18 protein-coding genes are annotated in these 13,075 nt (G+C 70.0%); 13 read left to right on the forward strand and 5 right to left on the reverse strand.

Features of this window, described 5'->3' with window-relative positions:
* Positions 1–2 precede the first annotated feature (2 nt).
* Positions 3–629, reverse strand: a complete 627-nt coding sequence (locus B0I29_RS15915) for a DUF47 domain-containing protein (protein ID WP_111649770.1) — start codon at positions 627–629, stop codon at positions 3–5.
* An 86-nt stretch (positions 630–715) separates the two neighbouring features.
* Positions 716–1,651 carry a PI-PLC domain-containing protein gene (locus tag B0I29_RS15920; RefSeq protein ID WP_245972548.1) on the reverse strand — a complete coding sequence of 312 codons (936 nt, stop codon included), beginning with the start codon at positions 1,649–1,651 and terminating at the stop codon, positions 716–718.
* Positions 1,652–1,749: 98 nt separating this feature from the next.
* Between B0I29_RS15920 and sigJ the strand changes: the two genes are divergently transcribed.
* Complete coding sequence (gene sigJ, locus B0I29_RS15925) at positions 1,750–2,673, forward strand: RNA polymerase sigma factor SigJ (RefSeq protein WP_111649772.1); 924 nt, start codon at positions 1,750–1,752, stop codon at positions 2,671–2,673.
* Here the strand turns inward: sigJ and B0I29_RS15930 are convergent.
* Positions 2,653–3,162, reverse strand: a complete 510-nt coding sequence (locus B0I29_RS15930) for a DUF402 domain-containing protein (RefSeq protein WP_111649947.1) — start codon at positions 3,160–3,162, stop codon at positions 2,653–2,655. The genes sigJ and B0I29_RS15930 overlap by 21 nt on opposite strands.
* Before the next feature lie 56 nt (positions 3,163–3,218).
* On the opposite strand from B0I29_RS15930, the gene B0I29_RS15935 reads away from it, so the two are divergent.
* The 3 genes from B0I29_RS15935 (at position 3,219) to B0I29_RS15945 (ending at position 6,575) form a co-directional block, all read left to right on the forward strand.
* Entirely contained in the window at positions 3,219–5,225 is a 2,007-nt protein-coding gene (locus B0I29_RS15935; protein WP_181557828.1) for an ATP-dependent DNA helicase, read from the forward strand.
* Positions 5,222–5,632 (forward strand): NUDIX hydrolase, encoded by a 411-nt coding sequence (locus tag B0I29_RS15940; RefSeq protein ID WP_111649773.1) that lies wholly within the window; start codon positions 5,222–5,224, stop codon positions 5,630–5,632. Before B0I29_RS15935 ends, B0I29_RS15940 begins: the two co-directional genes overlap by 4 nt.
* Before the next feature lie 118 nt (positions 5,633–5,750).
* On the forward strand, positions 5,751–6,575 hold the full coding sequence (locus B0I29_RS15945; protein WP_221402719.1) for a hypothetical protein: 825 nt from the start codon (positions 5,751–5,753) through the stop codon (positions 6,573–6,575).
* 6 nt (positions 6,576–6,581) lie between these two features.
* On the opposite strand, the gene B0I29_RS15950 is transcribed toward B0I29_RS15945, so the two are convergent.
* Positions 6,582–6,956 carry a DsrE family protein gene (locus tag B0I29_RS15950; RefSeq protein WP_111649774.1) on the reverse strand — a complete coding sequence of 125 codons (375 nt, stop codon included), beginning with the start codon at positions 6,954–6,956 and terminating at the stop codon, positions 6,582–6,584.
* A 14-nt stretch (positions 6,957–6,970) separates the two neighbouring features.
* On the opposite strand from B0I29_RS15950, the gene mtfM reads away from it, so the two are divergent.
* Positions 6,971–7,075: a small membrane protein MtfM gene (gene mtfM, locus B0I29_RS47430; protein WP_041830316.1), complete on the forward strand. Its 105-nt coding sequence runs from the start codon at positions 6,971–6,973 to the stop codon at positions 7,073–7,075.
* Positions 7,072–7,671 carry a heme-binding beta-barrel domain-containing protein gene (locus tag B0I29_RS15955; protein ID WP_111649775.1) on the forward strand — a complete coding sequence of 200 codons (600 nt, stop codon included), beginning with the start codon at positions 7,072–7,074 and terminating at the stop codon, positions 7,669–7,671. The genes mtfM and B0I29_RS15955 overlap by 4 nt, the downstream gene beginning before the upstream one ends.
* On the opposite strand, the gene B0I29_RS15960 is transcribed toward B0I29_RS15955, so the two are convergent.
* A complete protein-coding gene (locus B0I29_RS15960; RefSeq protein WP_111649776.1) occupies positions 7,642–8,460 on the reverse strand; it encodes an aminotransferase class IV in 819 nt (272 codons plus the stop codon). The genes B0I29_RS15955 and B0I29_RS15960 overlap by 30 nt on opposite strands.
* Before the next feature lie 56 nt (positions 8,461–8,516).
* On the opposite strand from B0I29_RS15960, the gene B0I29_RS15965 reads away from it, so the two are divergent.
* The 7 genes from B0I29_RS15965 to B0I29_RS15995 all read left to right on the forward strand — a co-directional run bounded on the left by B0I29_RS15965 (position 8,517) and on the right by B0I29_RS15995 (position 13,053).
* A complete protein-coding gene (locus tag B0I29_RS15965; RefSeq protein ID WP_181557839.1) occupies positions 8,517–8,915 on the forward strand; it encodes a Fur family transcriptional regulator in 399 nt (132 codons plus the stop codon).
* Positions 8,916–8,923: 8 nt separating this feature from the next.
* Complete coding sequence (gene ygfZ, locus B0I29_RS15970; RefSeq protein WP_221402788.1) at positions 8,924–9,952, forward strand: CAF17-like 4Fe-4S cluster assembly/insertion protein YgfZ; 1,029 nt, start codon at positions 8,924–8,926, stop codon at positions 9,950–9,952.
* A 19-nt stretch (positions 9,953–9,971) separates the two neighbouring features.
* Complete coding sequence (locus tag B0I29_RS15975; protein WP_111649779.1) at positions 9,972–10,805, forward strand: beta-keto acid cleavage family enzyme; 834 nt, start codon at positions 9,972–9,974, stop codon at positions 10,803–10,805.
* Positions 10,802–11,710 (forward strand): asparaginase, encoded by a 909-nt coding sequence (locus B0I29_RS15980; protein WP_111649780.1) that lies wholly within the window; start codon positions 10,802–10,804, stop codon positions 11,708–11,710. The genes B0I29_RS15975 and B0I29_RS15980 overlap by 4 nt, the downstream gene beginning before the upstream one ends.
* Before the next feature lie 80 nt (positions 11,711–11,790).
* Positions 11,791–12,180, forward strand: coding sequence for a helix-turn-helix domain-containing protein (locus tag B0I29_RS15985; RefSeq protein WP_111649781.1), 390 nt, complete (start codon positions 11,791–11,793; stop codon positions 12,178–12,180).
* A complete protein-coding gene (locus tag B0I29_RS15990) occupies positions 12,177–12,680 on the forward strand; it encodes a hypothetical protein (protein ID WP_111649782.1) in 504 nt (167 codons plus the stop codon). The genes B0I29_RS15985 and B0I29_RS15990 overlap by 4 nt, the downstream gene beginning before the upstream one ends.
* Positions 12,681–12,738: 58 nt before the next feature.
* Positions 12,739–13,053: a DUF2516 family protein gene (locus tag B0I29_RS15995; protein ID WP_111649783.1), complete on the forward strand. Its 315-nt coding sequence runs from the start codon at positions 12,739–12,741 to the stop codon at positions 13,051–13,053.
* Positions 13,054–13,075 lie beyond the last annotated feature (22 nt).

The following is a 13,075-nucleotide window of genomic DNA, read 5'->3' on the forward strand; positions in this document are numbered from 1 at the left end:
GCCTAGGACTCCTTGACCGCGATGGTCTCGACGGTGTTCGCCACGTGTTCGAAGGCGTCGCAGGCGGCTTCGAGCTCGTCCACGACCTCCTTCATCTTGAGCACCGTGAGAGCGTCGTATTCACCGGAGAAAAGACGGACGAGCAACATTCGGTACGCCCGGTCGCCGTCGTTCTCCAGCCGATTGATCTCGATCCAGTACTCCTCGAGGCCCTTCATCGAGCGCAGTCGCGGCATCGCCTCGGCGGTGATTTTCGCCTGCTGGTCGAGGACCGTCACGAGCTCGTGCATCTCGCGGGGCAGCGACGGCAACTCGGTGAGTCCGTAGAGGTAGAGCAGGTTGCCGGCAGCCTCCAGGTGGTCCATCACGTCGTCGAGCTGTGAGCCCAGCGAGTAGATGTCCTCTCGGTCGAACGGCGTGATGAAGGTCGAGTTGATCTTCTTGTAGAGCTCGTGGGTGATCGAGTCGCTGTCGTGTTCCACGTCGCTGAGCCGGTCCGACACCGATTGCACGTCAACGCCCGGCAGCGCCAGCTCGTTGAGCAACTCGGTGCCTTTGACCAGGTTGTACGCCGCCTTGGTGAAGAGGTCGTAGAACGCACCCTCGACGGGACGGAATGAAAACTTCACGGCGTGGACCCTCTATCGACGGCTTTTTGTTGGATCTCCGCAGGGCATGCTATCGGTCCACGCTGGTTGACCCGTTCGCCACGGTCCTAAACGGTCTCGTGACGCCCGGTGACGTGAGGGCGGGGCGCCGGGCGGCGTACGGCCCGGACCGGCACGTGTGGCAGCGGCGCCGGGCTGGCCGGGTGCCTGCGCAGATGCTTCGCGAGTCCACTCAGATCGGTATCCGCGATGACGTCGACTCCGGCGGCGCCGAGTTCGGCCCAGATCGCCGCCCGGGCCTTGCGGGAGCCTTCGGGAAGGCCTGAGATCCGTACGATCCGGCGGTCCTCGTGTGCGGCCCGGACCAGCGCGTGCAGCTGGTGCCGCTCCTCGGCGGTGATCGTGTCGCGGCCGTCCCAGCCGAACCGGCGGCTCCACGGCTCGCTGATCATCGGCGCGAGCAACGGCGGCGCGGAGCGGGTGCCGAGGTCGTCGAAGGTGCCCTCGGCGAACGCATACCGGTCGCGCTGTGCGGCGAGTAACTCGCGCACGTCGACGATGCCGGTGACCGTCACGGTCACCACGCTGGGCGTCAGCAGGCCGTCCCGGAACCGGCTCAGCAGGCCGGCGTGGTCGCGCAGCTGCTGGTCGAGCATCCGGTAGGCACGGAACAGCGTCTCGGTGTCCCGGCTCTGCCCGCCGAACTCGACGACCAGCCGGAACGGGTCCCGCTGGTCGCGGTAGAGCTTGCCGGCGCCGGCCTTGGCCCGGTTGAACAGCGGCGCGAGCACGAGGCGCCGCAGGGTCCGCCCGGGCTGCGGTGCGCCCGGTCCGAGGAAGAGTTCGCCGCGCGGTCCGGGGACCACCGGCACGGTCATCCCGGTCAGCCCGAGGCGCAGCACGCCGGGGAGCGGGTCGGTGTCGGTTTCCCGGAGCAGCGCGTGCCCGGCCGGGAGGCAGGGCCGGTTCCTGCGGCGCACGGCGACCGCGGCCGCGCCGCCGGCACCGGCGAGCCCGGCGAGGCTGCCCGCGATAGTCGCCACGTCCTGCACGGTCCACCATCCGATACGTACGATTTGCGTGTTTTATACTGTGGCATAAGTGATACCGGGAGCCGGTCATCTCGCGCAGAATTCCTCCTATGCCGCCGCCGACCGGAAAGCCGCGCGCGATCTCGCCCGGGAACACGACTGACGCAGCTGAGTTCGAGGCCCATCGCGCTTACCTCACCGCTGTCGCGTACCGGATGCTCGGCAATCGCGCGGAAGCCGAGGACGCCGTACAGGAGGCCTGGCTGCGCTACGCGCAGCAGACCGAAGAGATCAGAGACCCCCGGGGCTGGCTCACGACGGTCACCGCGCGCATCTGCCTGGACCAGCTCAATTCAGCCCGGGTACGCCGAGCCGCGTACCCCGGACAGTGGCTGCCCGCCTATTTCGTGGATCCGGACGCCGGCCCGGCCGAGCTGGCGGAGCTGGCCGACCAGGTGAGCGTCGCCCTGCTCGTGGTACTCGAACGGCTGACACCCGAGCAGCGGGTCGCGTTCGTCCTGCACGACGCTTTCGCGGTGCCGTTCGACGAGGTGGCGACGGTCCTGGACACCACACCGGCGGCGGCACGGCAGCACGCGAGCCGTGGCCGCCGTGCGGTCGCCGACGGCGGGATCAAGCACACCGCGGGGCTGGCCGAGCAGCGCCGGGCGCTCGACGCGTTCCTCGCCGCGGCGCAGAGCGGTGACGTGGTCGCGCTCGCCGCCGTGCTGGCGCCCGAGGTGGTCGCGATCAGCGACGGTGGCGGCCTGGTCCGTACCGCGATCAACGTGGTGGGCGGCGCCGACAAGGTGGCCCGCTTCTACGCCGGGCTGCTCGGGCACAAGCTCGCCGGGATCGCCGACATCCGGGTCGAGCCGGTGCTGGTCAACGGCGGTGCGGCGATGTTGCTGCGCGGCAGCCGGCCGGACGGTCAGCGGCTTCTCGCGGTGCTCACGGTCGCGGTCGACGAGGGCCGGATCACCGGCCTGTTCAACCAGCAGAACCCGGAGAAGCTATTGCTGGGTGACCTCTGAGAGGTGCTTGCGGTGATGCGTGGCGAACGGCTCGGTGCCGTCGCCGAGCGCCGTGATCAGCTGCCGGGCGGCGGCCTGCGCGTTCACCACGACCTCCTCCGGGTAACCGAAGGCCCGGCGGTGTTCCTCGAACTCGTCCTCGTCGCGAAGCTCGACGACGCCGGTCTCACGGCGGCGGACCGCGTCCAGGTCGAGGTCGATGATGTGGACCGTGTCACCTTCCCAGCGCGCCGGGGTGGTGATGTCGCAGTAGACCTCGCTGGTCCGCGGCGGCGGGTTGAACATGCCCGTCCACCAGGCGTAATGCGGGATGAGCAGGACGAACGGGATCTGCTCCACCGATGGCCGGCCGTGGTAGACCGACGGGGTCCCGCGCGTCACGCCGACCCAGATGCCGAGGTCGTCCTCGGCCAAGCGGCGGGCCGGGTAGTCACGATGAGCTGATCCGTCGTACTTCGTGTAGATGACCCGGACCATCTCGCTCGGCATGAGGTGCACCCTAGCGGTGGTCCGGTTCTGTCGGTGGTGGCGGGTACGGTTCCTGCGTGCCCGCAGCTACCCGAAAAAAGGCGACCGCCGAGCAGCTTCTCGCAGCGGCGGTCGGCGCCGTGCCAGGCGGAAGCACCCGCCCCGGCCAGCAGGCCATGGTCGACGCGATCGACCAGGCCGTCAAGGACCGAAAGCATCTGCTCGTCCAGGCCGGCACGGGCACTGGCAAGAGCCTCGGTTACCTGACGCCGTCCCTGCTCGTGGACGGTCCGGTCGTCGTCTCCACGGCCACCCTCGCCCTGCAGAACCAGCTGGTCGAGCACGACCTGCCGCGCCTCGCGCAGGCGGTCGAGCCGGTCCTCGGCCGCAAGCCCAGCTTCGCCGTGCTGAAAGGGCGCCACCACTACCTCTGCGTGGCGAAACTCGAGCACGCCGACGAGGAGGCGCCGTCCGACACGCTGTTCGACGACGCGCCCGCACCCAAGGCCGGGCAGTGGCTCGGCGAGGCGGGCCGGCTCGGCAAGCAGATCCAGCGTGTCCGGGCCTGGGCCGACAAGACCGAGACCGGCGACCGCGACGAGCTCGACCCGGGCGTCGACGACACGGCCTGGCGCTCGGTGTCGATGCCGGCGCGGGACTGCGTCGGAGCGGGCCGCTGTCCGTACGGCGCTGAGTGCTTCGCCGAGGCGTCCCGGGTCCGCGCCCGCGAGGCTGACATCGTGGTGACGAACCACAGCCTGCTCGCCGTCGACATGCTGGCCGAGCGGCAGATCGTCCCGCCGCACAAGCTGCTCGTCGTCGACGAGGCGCACGAGCTGGCCGACCGGGTCTCCTCGGCCGCGCAGGCCGAGCTCACCCCCGAGGCGATCGAGCGGGCCGGCCGCCGCGCCCGCACCATGATCACGCCGGTCGCGGCCGAGCAGCTCGCCGAGTCGGCCGACGCGCTCACCATCGGCCTCGCCGAGGCGCCCGCCGGCCGGATCACCAGCGGCCTGCCGGAGCAACTGCGGGTCGCTGTGACCCTGCTGGAGTCGGCCACCCGGGCCGGGCTCAGCGCGATCGGCGAGGTGAAATCCGACGATTCCGATCCGGTCGGCAAGCAGCAGGCCAAAGCCGTGCTGGACGAGCTCTCCACGACCGCGCAGCGGGTGCTGGAGGAGGACGACTTCGACGTGGCCTGGGTGGAGAAATCCGACCTCGGCAACGGCCGTCGCGCCCTCGTGGTGGCGCCTCTCTCGGTCGCCGGCACGCTCTCGCAGAGCCTTTACACCGACCGGACGGTCGTGGTCACCTCGGCGACCCTGACGCTCGGCGGCCGGTTCGACACGGTGGCCCGCTCGCTGGGCCTGCCGGCCGCGACACCGGGGCCGGACGGCCAGGTGACCTCCGGTGAGGGCTGGACGTCGCTGGACGTGGGTTCCCCGTTCGATTACCCGAAACAGGGGATTCTCTACGTCGCGGCGCACCTGCCCCGGCCGGCCCAGTCCGGCCTGCCCGACGCGGCGGGCGCTGAGCTGCTCAAGATGGTCGAGGCGCTCGGTGGGCGTACCCTCGGGCTCTTTTCCTCGCGCAAGGCCGCGCAGCAGGCCGCTGAGCTGATGCGTGCCAAGACCGACCTGCCGATCCTGTTGCAGGGTGACGAGACGCTGCCGATCCTGGTCCGCAAGTTCAAGGAGCAGAAAGAGAGCTGTCTCTTCGGGGTGATGTCGCTCTGGCAGGGCGTCGACGTGCCGGGTGACGCCTGCCAGCTCGTGGTGATCGACCGGCTGCCGTTCCCGCGTCCCGACGAGCCGCTCGCGGCGGCCCGTTCGGCGGCGGTCGACTCGACCGGCGGCTCCGGCTTCTCCGCGGTGAGCGTGCCGATCGCCGCGGTCCGGCTGGCGCAGGGTGTCGGCCGGCTGATCCGGTCGAGCGGCGACAAGGGCGTGGTCGCGGTCCTCGACTCGCGGCTGGAGACGGCCCGGGGTTACGGCGCTTTCCTGCGCAAGTCGCTGCCCCCGTTCTGGTACACGACCCGTTCCGACGTGGCGCTCGGCGCCCTGAACAGGTTGGCGAAAAGTTGAAGCGGGTTGCCTGCACCTTTCTGGTCGACACGTCCGGCGCGATCCTGCTCCAGCTGCGTGACGAGCACGCGCCCTACTACCCGGACGTCTGGGGGCTCCCGGGTGGCGAGATCGAGCCGGGCGAGACGCCGGCCGAGGGCGCGGCCCGCGAGCTGCTTGAGGAGTCCGGCCTGGTCGCCGGCGGCGAGCTGCGGCTGTTCGCCCGCCAGGACCTGCCCGAGCAGGAGCGCGAGAAGCACTACTTCTACGGCGTGACGCGCGCGACCCAGGCCGACGTGGTGCTCGGCGAGGGCGCCGCGATGATCTTCGTGCCGGCCGCCGAGCTGCTGGGCCGGCCGTTCACCCCGGGCAGCGCCGAGATCATCGAGCGGTTCCTGGCCTCACCGGAGTACGCATCTCTTCGATGAGACCGACGGAATCGGTGAGACCGACGGAATCGGTGAGACCGACGGAATCGGTGAGATCGATGAGCGCCGACACCGGTCGCTGCGGCGGCGAGACGGCGGCGAGATGGCGGATGGCACCATGTCAGCCGTGACGGCGAAAGGGCGGCGCCTGCGGACGGCAGCGGTGGTGACCGCGTGGGTCGCGGTGCTGCTCGCGATCAGCTTCTGGTCGGTGCGCAAGGATCCGCCGACGGTCGCCGAGCAGCGCGACATCGCTGAGGCGATGCCCGAGCTGAGCCGTGCGACCGGGTCGCTGTTCGCCGCGGCGGCCGGCGACGACCGCTGGGTGCTGCGCCTCGGTGAGCTGCGGATCGAGGACTGCTCGATCACACCGGTGCGGCCGGGCCGGGTGGCGAGCCGGGACCTGACCGTTTTCGTGCCGGAGGGTGAGGCCCGGACCGCGCTGGACGCGATCGCCGCCGGGCTGCCGGACGGATATCAGCCGTCGGTGATGGCGATGCGCGGCGGGACGCGGCTGTCGCTCTATGCCGACGCGGGCGCGTTCATCGCGATCGAGGCCGAGGCGCTCTCCGTCGACCAGCAGCTGACTATCCGGGCCGGCTCCGGTTGTCGTCCGGCGAGCAGGACGGCCGAGACCACCGATCCGGTGGCCGGGCCGGCTCCGGCATCACTGGCCGCCGTGCTTTCCGCGCTCAACGCCGATGCGACGGAGCCGGAAACCCGGGCGGTGGCGTGCCCGGACGGTGGGACGGCGGCCACGTTCGTGGCCGACGGCGGGCCGGCTGATCCTGAGGACGGGCCTCGTGGGGTGCCGGACGGGACGGTGCCGGTGTGGGCTGATGCGGGCGGCTGGGCGTACCGAATGGGATCTGATTCGGTCGTGGTGACCGCCCAGGGTGGGCGGCTGCAGGTGAGCGTGACCACCGCTTGCCGTGCGGGCTGACGGTTCTTAATAGACGAGCGCCTGGGCGTTCTCGGACATGATCTCTTCGACGAACACCGCGGCGCCGGCGATCCGGATGCCCGGCAGGACGTCGTCCGGACCGATGTCGCGGCGGGCCGCGCACTGCGTGCAGAGGGTGACCCGGCCGGCCGCCAGGATCGCGTCGAGCAGGTCCGGCAGGGGTGCGGCGTGCGGGAGCTCGAACTCGGCGGCCCGGCCCGGCAGCGCGAACCAGGCGGACTCGCCGGTCAGCCAGAGCGATACGTCCACCCCGGAAGCGACAGCGGTGCTCGCCACGGTGAAAGCCTGTGAGCTGCGCTCGGGCGCATCCGCTCCGGAGGTGGCCTTGACGACCAGCAAACGTGCCATACCGGCCAGCATAGGATGGGCGCGTCATGGTTACGGAGATCGGGTTCGTGAGCCTGCTGGTTGCCGCCTTGGGCGCGCTGGCGGGCGGTTTCGGCTATCTGGCCGTTCGTATTTCGAGGGGGCGTTGGTGAGCACCGAGCAGGAGAACCCGCTGGGGCCGCCGCCGTGGCTGAACGCGCCACCGGTTGCCCGCTATCCCTACGAGGACACCCACGACCTGCGGTCGGGGCCGGACCTCAATCCGGCGCTGCTCGGCCTGCTGCCGTTCATCGGCCTCTGGCGGGGTCGCGGGCAGGGCGGTTACCCGCAGGAGAACGACTACAACTTCGCCCAAGAGGTCCGGATCAGTCACGACGGCCGGGCGTTCCTGCGCTACGAGTCGCGGGCCTGGCTGCTCGACGACGAGTCGGAGCCGATCGGGCCGTCGCTGACCGAGTCCGGGTTCTGGCGTCCCGTCCTGATCGACGGGCGTCCGGGCGACGAGATGGAAGCCACGATGATCCGCCCGGACGGGGTGGCCGAGCTCTACATGGGCAAGGCCGCGACGACCCGGCTGGAGATGGGCACGGATGCCGTGGCCTACACGCCTTCGGGTCTGCATGTGACGGGTGGGCACCGGTTGTTCGGGGTGGTCGAGGGCGCGCTGCTGTACGCCCACGAGATCTCGATCGACAACAGCGGGCTGCAGCCGCACATGTCAGCGCGGCTGCTGCGCATCGGCGGCTGAGAAGCCGAGCAGGTTCAGGAGGCGGGGCGTCCACGGGGAACGTGGGCGCCTCGTTCCGTCGAGGCTGGTGACCTCGGCCAGGCCTCGGACGGATGAGGCCAGCCAGATCGCTTCGGCGTCGGCAAGCTCGGCTGCGGTGATCATCTGTTGCTTCGCATCGAGTCCTACCGACGAAACCACCGACAACAGGTGGGCGGCGGTGATGCCGGGCAGGATCCTTGCCTCGGCCGGCGGGACCGTGTGGATTACCCCGTCGGACAGCCAGATGAGCGAGGCGGTGGGGGCTTCCAAGGCGTACCCCTCGGTGGAGAGCCAGACCACGTCGTCGGCGGAATGTCGCGTCGCCCAGCGGCGAGCGGCGAAGTTGCTCGCGTAGGAGAGTGACTTGGCCGCTGTGATGGACCATGGCGGGGTTTCGCGGATCGAGACGCCGAGGCCGGCGGTGAGGACGCGGATGCCGTCGCGGCGTTCGCGGAGGATGGCCGGCGGGATCTCGCCGACGGAGACGTGGACGAGGCCGCTGCGGGTGTAGACGACGCGGGCCATAGCGTTAATGGCGTCTCTCTCACCGGATAAATCGGAAATGTCCGGCAAAGCTAAAGCTGCCCGTGACAGCTCGGCGCGCACCTCGTCCAGTGGCGGCTCCGGCATGTCCAGCAGCGCGGCTGACGACGCCAGCCTCGCCAGGTGCTCCTCCAGCAGCCACGGCCCGGACGGGCGCACATGCAGGGTCTCGAAGACGCCGTCGCCGAGCAGGTCGCCGGGCGAGACCAGGATCCGCTCGGTCACAGCTGTCGAAAATAGCGAACTATGCTTCAACCGTGTCCGCCACATCGCTAGCCGCCATGCTGCGTGAGCGTGGACTGAGGCTCACCCCGCAGCGCCAGCTGATTCTGGAAGCGGTCCACGAGCTCGGTCACGCGACTCCGGAGTCCGTGCACAACGCAGTCCGCGAGCGTGCGGCCGGCGTCAACATCACCACGGTTTATCGGACCTTGGAGCTGCTTGAGGAGCTCGGTCTGGTCAACCACACCCATCTGTCGCACGGCTCGCCGACCTATCACGCGGCCGGCGAGGACCAGCACGTTCACCTGGTCTGTCGTGCTTGCGGCTCGATCGCGGAGGTGGATCCGGCGGTGATGCTGCCGGTCACCGAGCGCCTGCGTGACGAGCGTGATTTCCGGGTCGACGTGGGCCACGTTTCCCTTTTCGGGGTCTGCGGCAATTGCAAGGAGAGCGCGTGACCGTCGTCATGGTCGAGGATCTCGACCCCAAGTCCCCCGACGCCGGTGTTCCGGCCCACTTCGGTGACCCGATGCGTGAGCAGCGCCTGCTGGAGACCGCTGTCGGCCTGGTCGACCGCTCCAACCGTGACGTGATCGCGGTGCCGGGCGAGGAGCGGGCGAGCTGGCTGCACACCCTGACAACACAGCATTTGACGGATTTGTCGAAGGGGGAGGCCAGCGAACTTCTGGTCCTCTCGCCGAACGGTCACGTCGAGCAGCACGCGTTCATAACCGAGGACGGCGAGACGGCCTGGCTCGACACCGAGCCGGGTGCGGGCGCCGGCCTGCTCAAATACCTCACGATGATGCGGTTCTTCACCAAGGTCGAGCCGCGTGACGCGTCCTCCGAGCTGGCGGTTCTCTCGCTCGTCGGCCCGGGCGCGGCCGATCTCGTCCCCGGCCTCGCCGAACCCCGGGTGGGTGCGGTGCCAGGCCCGAAATTCGCCGCCGGCTCGGTGCCCCCCGAGCCGACAAGCCTCTATTCGGTACGGGATTTCGAAGGCGGCCTGGCCCGTCGGGTCCCGCTCGGTGTCGACCTGCTGGTGCCCCGCGCCGCCAAGACCGCGGTGATCGAGAAACTGGGGGTGGCCCGGGCCGGCCTGTGGGCGTACGAAGCGGTCCGGGTGGCCGCCCGGACGCCGCGGCTGGGCTGGGAGACCGACCACCGGACGATTCCGCCGGAGGCCGGGCTCCTCGCCGCCGGTGTGCACCTGGACAAGGGCTGTTACCGAGGCCAGGAGACGGTCGCCCGGGTGCATCACCTCGGCAAGCCTCCGCGCCGCCTCGTGCTGCTGCACCTGGACGGCATCGCCTCCGACCACCCGCCCGTGCAGGGCACCCCGGTCGAGCTGGACGGCCGGGCGATCGGCTTCATCGGCACCGCCGTCCGCCACCACGAGCTCGGCATGATCGCGCTGGCCGTGCTGAAGCGCAACGTCGCCGACGACGCGAGGCTGATCGTGGGTGAGTCGGCGGCGGCCGTGGATCCCGCCTGAGCGTGGTTATATGAGCCGCATGACCGGGACCTTGATCACCGTCGCCCCGACCGGCGCGGAGAGCAGCAAGGCGGACGTGCCGGCTCTGCCAGTGACCCTGGATGAGCTCGTGTCGACCGCGAAAGAGTGTGAGGCGCTCGGCGCCTCGATCGTTCACGTGCACATCCGGGACGCGGATGCCCGGCCCACCCTGGACCAGGGCCGGCTGCGGGCGACCGTCGAGGGTCTGCGCGAGGCCACCGGCCTGATCGTGCAGCTCTCCTCGGGCGGCGCGGTCACCGACCCGGAGCAGGACCGGCTCGCGGTGCTGGACGCCGGCCCGGAGATGGCCTCCTGCACGATGGGCACCGTCAACTTCGGTGACGGTGTGTTCCTGAACCGCTGGGAGTTCATCGTCGACCTGCACACCCGGATGCAGGAACGCGGCATCGTGCCGGAGTACGAGATCTTCGACCTCGGCCAGCTCACCACGCTGCAGCGGCTGCTCGGCAAGTACGGCCTGCCGTTCGGCGGCCACGTGCACGTCGACCTGGTGATGGGCGTGCCGGGCGGGATGCCGGGCACGGCGGCCGCGCTGGTCGCCTGCGAGCAGGTGATCCGCGACCTGCCGGACGGCACCACGTTCTCGGCGACCGGGATCGGCCGCAGCACGCTGCCGGTGATGCTCGCGTCGCTGTCCGCCGGCGGCCACCTGCGGGTCGGCCTGGAGGACACCCTGACGTACGCGAAGGGCCGCCCCGTCGAGTCGAACATGCAGCTGGTGGCACGCGCCGTCGGGTTCGCCCAGCTGGCACAGCGCCCGCCGCTGACCCCGGCCCAGGCCCGCGACCTGCTCGGAGTGCCGGCCCGATGATCGTCGCTGAAGTCGTGCGCTCCGGTTTCGTGGAGTCCACCCACCACGGCATCGTGGCCCTGACCAGCGGAGACAGTTTCGGAGACGTCGAGTCCCCGTTCTTTCCTCGCTCCTCCAACAAGCCGCTGCAGACCGTCGGCCTGCTCACCTCCGGGCTGGTCCCGCGCGAAGAGGCAGACTTGGCCCTGATGAGCGGCAGCCACGACGGCGAGTCGTTCCACGTGGAACGAGTCCGGGCCATCCTGGACGCCGCCGGGCTGGGCGCCGAGGCGCTGCGCTGCCCGGCCGACCTGCCGCTCGGCGAGACCCCGCGGAACGCCTGGCTGCGTGCCGGCGGCGAGGCCGAGCCGATCCTGATGAACTGCTCGGGCAAGCACGCCGGAATGCTGGCGACCTGTGTGGTCAACGGCTGGGCCCTTGACTCGTACCTTGAAATGGGTCATCCGCTGCAGAAAGCTCTCGGCGACGCGGTGAGCCGGCTCGCCGGCGAGCCGATCGCGGCGCTCGGTGTCGACGGCTGTGGCGCGCCGATCTTCGCGATCTCCCCGCTGGGGCTGGCCCGGGCGTTCCTGCGGCTGGTCGAGGCCGAGCCGGGCACGCCGGAGCGCCGGGTGGCCGACGCCATGCGGGCGCATCCGTCCCTGGTGGCGGGCACCGGCACCGAGGACACCGTGCTGATGGACGCGATGCCGGGCCTGCTCGTGAAGAAGGGCGCCGACGGGGTCTCGGCGGCCGCCATGCCCGGAGTGGGTGCGGTGGCGCTCAAGATCTCGGACGGGTCGTCCCGCGCGCGGATGCCGGTGCTGCTCTCGGCTTTGAACCGCCTCGGCCTGGAAATGCCTTCTCAGCCAGAGTTGATTTTCGGCGGCGGTCGCCCGGTCGGCGAGGTTCGCGCGGTTTGGTAGATGGCGGGGTGACTCGGTTCACGCTAGCTGTAGCTAGCGTTTTGCTTGCAACAGCTAGCACTCCGAGCTAACTTCGAGCCATGGCCACATCCAAGGAATTGCCCGAGGACATCGGATCCTTCATCCGGGACCTCAGGCAAACCGCGAAGATCTCGCTGCGGCAGCTCGCCGACAAGGCGGGGGTTTCCAACCCTTACCTGAGCCAGATCGAGCGTGGCCTGCGCAAACCTAGCGCCGAGGTGCTGCAGCAGATCGCGAGCGCCTTGCGAGTGTCGACGCCCGCGATGTACCTGCGGGCCGGATTGCTCGATGGCGAGGGCCAGCAGGGTGTGCTGGCCGCCATCGCGGTCGACCCGGATCTCACGATCGCGCAGAAGCAGTCCCTGTCGCAGATCTACGAGACGTTCCGCAACGAGAGTGCGCGCAACCAGGCGGAGACTTCCGACCCGATCGCTGAGGAGACCAAATGACCGAGCAGACGAACACCAAGATCCCCGCCCCGCTGTACGCCGCTGCCGGCGCCGGCGACCTGGCGTACCAGCAGCTGCGCAAGCTCCCCGCCGTGCTGACCGAGCTGAGCGACAAGGCCGCCCAGTCGCTCAAGGTCTACAACGACCAGGCCGGCACCAAGGCCGCCGAGCTGCGTGACAAGGCGAACACGACCGACTTCGTCGCCCTCCGGGAGAACGCGGCCACCGCCGCGACCGCCTTCGCGCAGGTCGCCCAGGAGCGCGCCACCACCATCTACACCGCCCTCGTCGCCCGCGGCGAGCGCGTGGTCGGCACCGGCGTGGTCGAGGCCGCCGACGTGGTGAACGCGGACATCGAGACGACCGAGGAGCCGAAGGCCGTCGAGGCTGCCGACGCCACGATCGTCCAGGCCGCCGTTGTCGAGGCCAAGGCTGTCGAGGCCGCCCCCAAGGCGCCGCGCAAGCGCGCGAAGCCGTCGGCCCCGAAGACCGCTGAGTAATTAGACATGCATCGCGGGCCCCGGCGTTTGCTGGGGCCCGCGGCATAGAATCTGCCTCATGGCCTCTTCCGCGCCGATCTTCTTCGACGACGTACGCAACTACATCGACCTCCTGGTGCTGCTGGTCTCGCTGATCGTGCAGTCGGTGGCGCTGATCCACTGCCTCATTCAGCGGGGTGCCGGCTTCCAGGCCATCGGCACACTGCCGAAAGGCGCGTGGGCCGCGATCATCGGCGTCTGCCTGGTCATCACGTTCCTGACCGGCGGCTCTCTCCTGATCTTCAGCATGATCGGCATCGCCGCGGCGCTGGTCTATCTGCTGGATGTCCGTCCCGGCCTCAAGGACCTGTCGGACGGCAAGGGCTTCTGGTGATCACTCCGGGCTCTTCTGGGCC

This window comes from Actinoplanes lutulentus, assembly GCF_003259845.1.
GTDB classification, from domain to species: Bacteria; Actinomycetota; Actinomycetes; order Mycobacteriales; family Micromonosporaceae; genus Actinoplanes; species Actinoplanes lutulentus.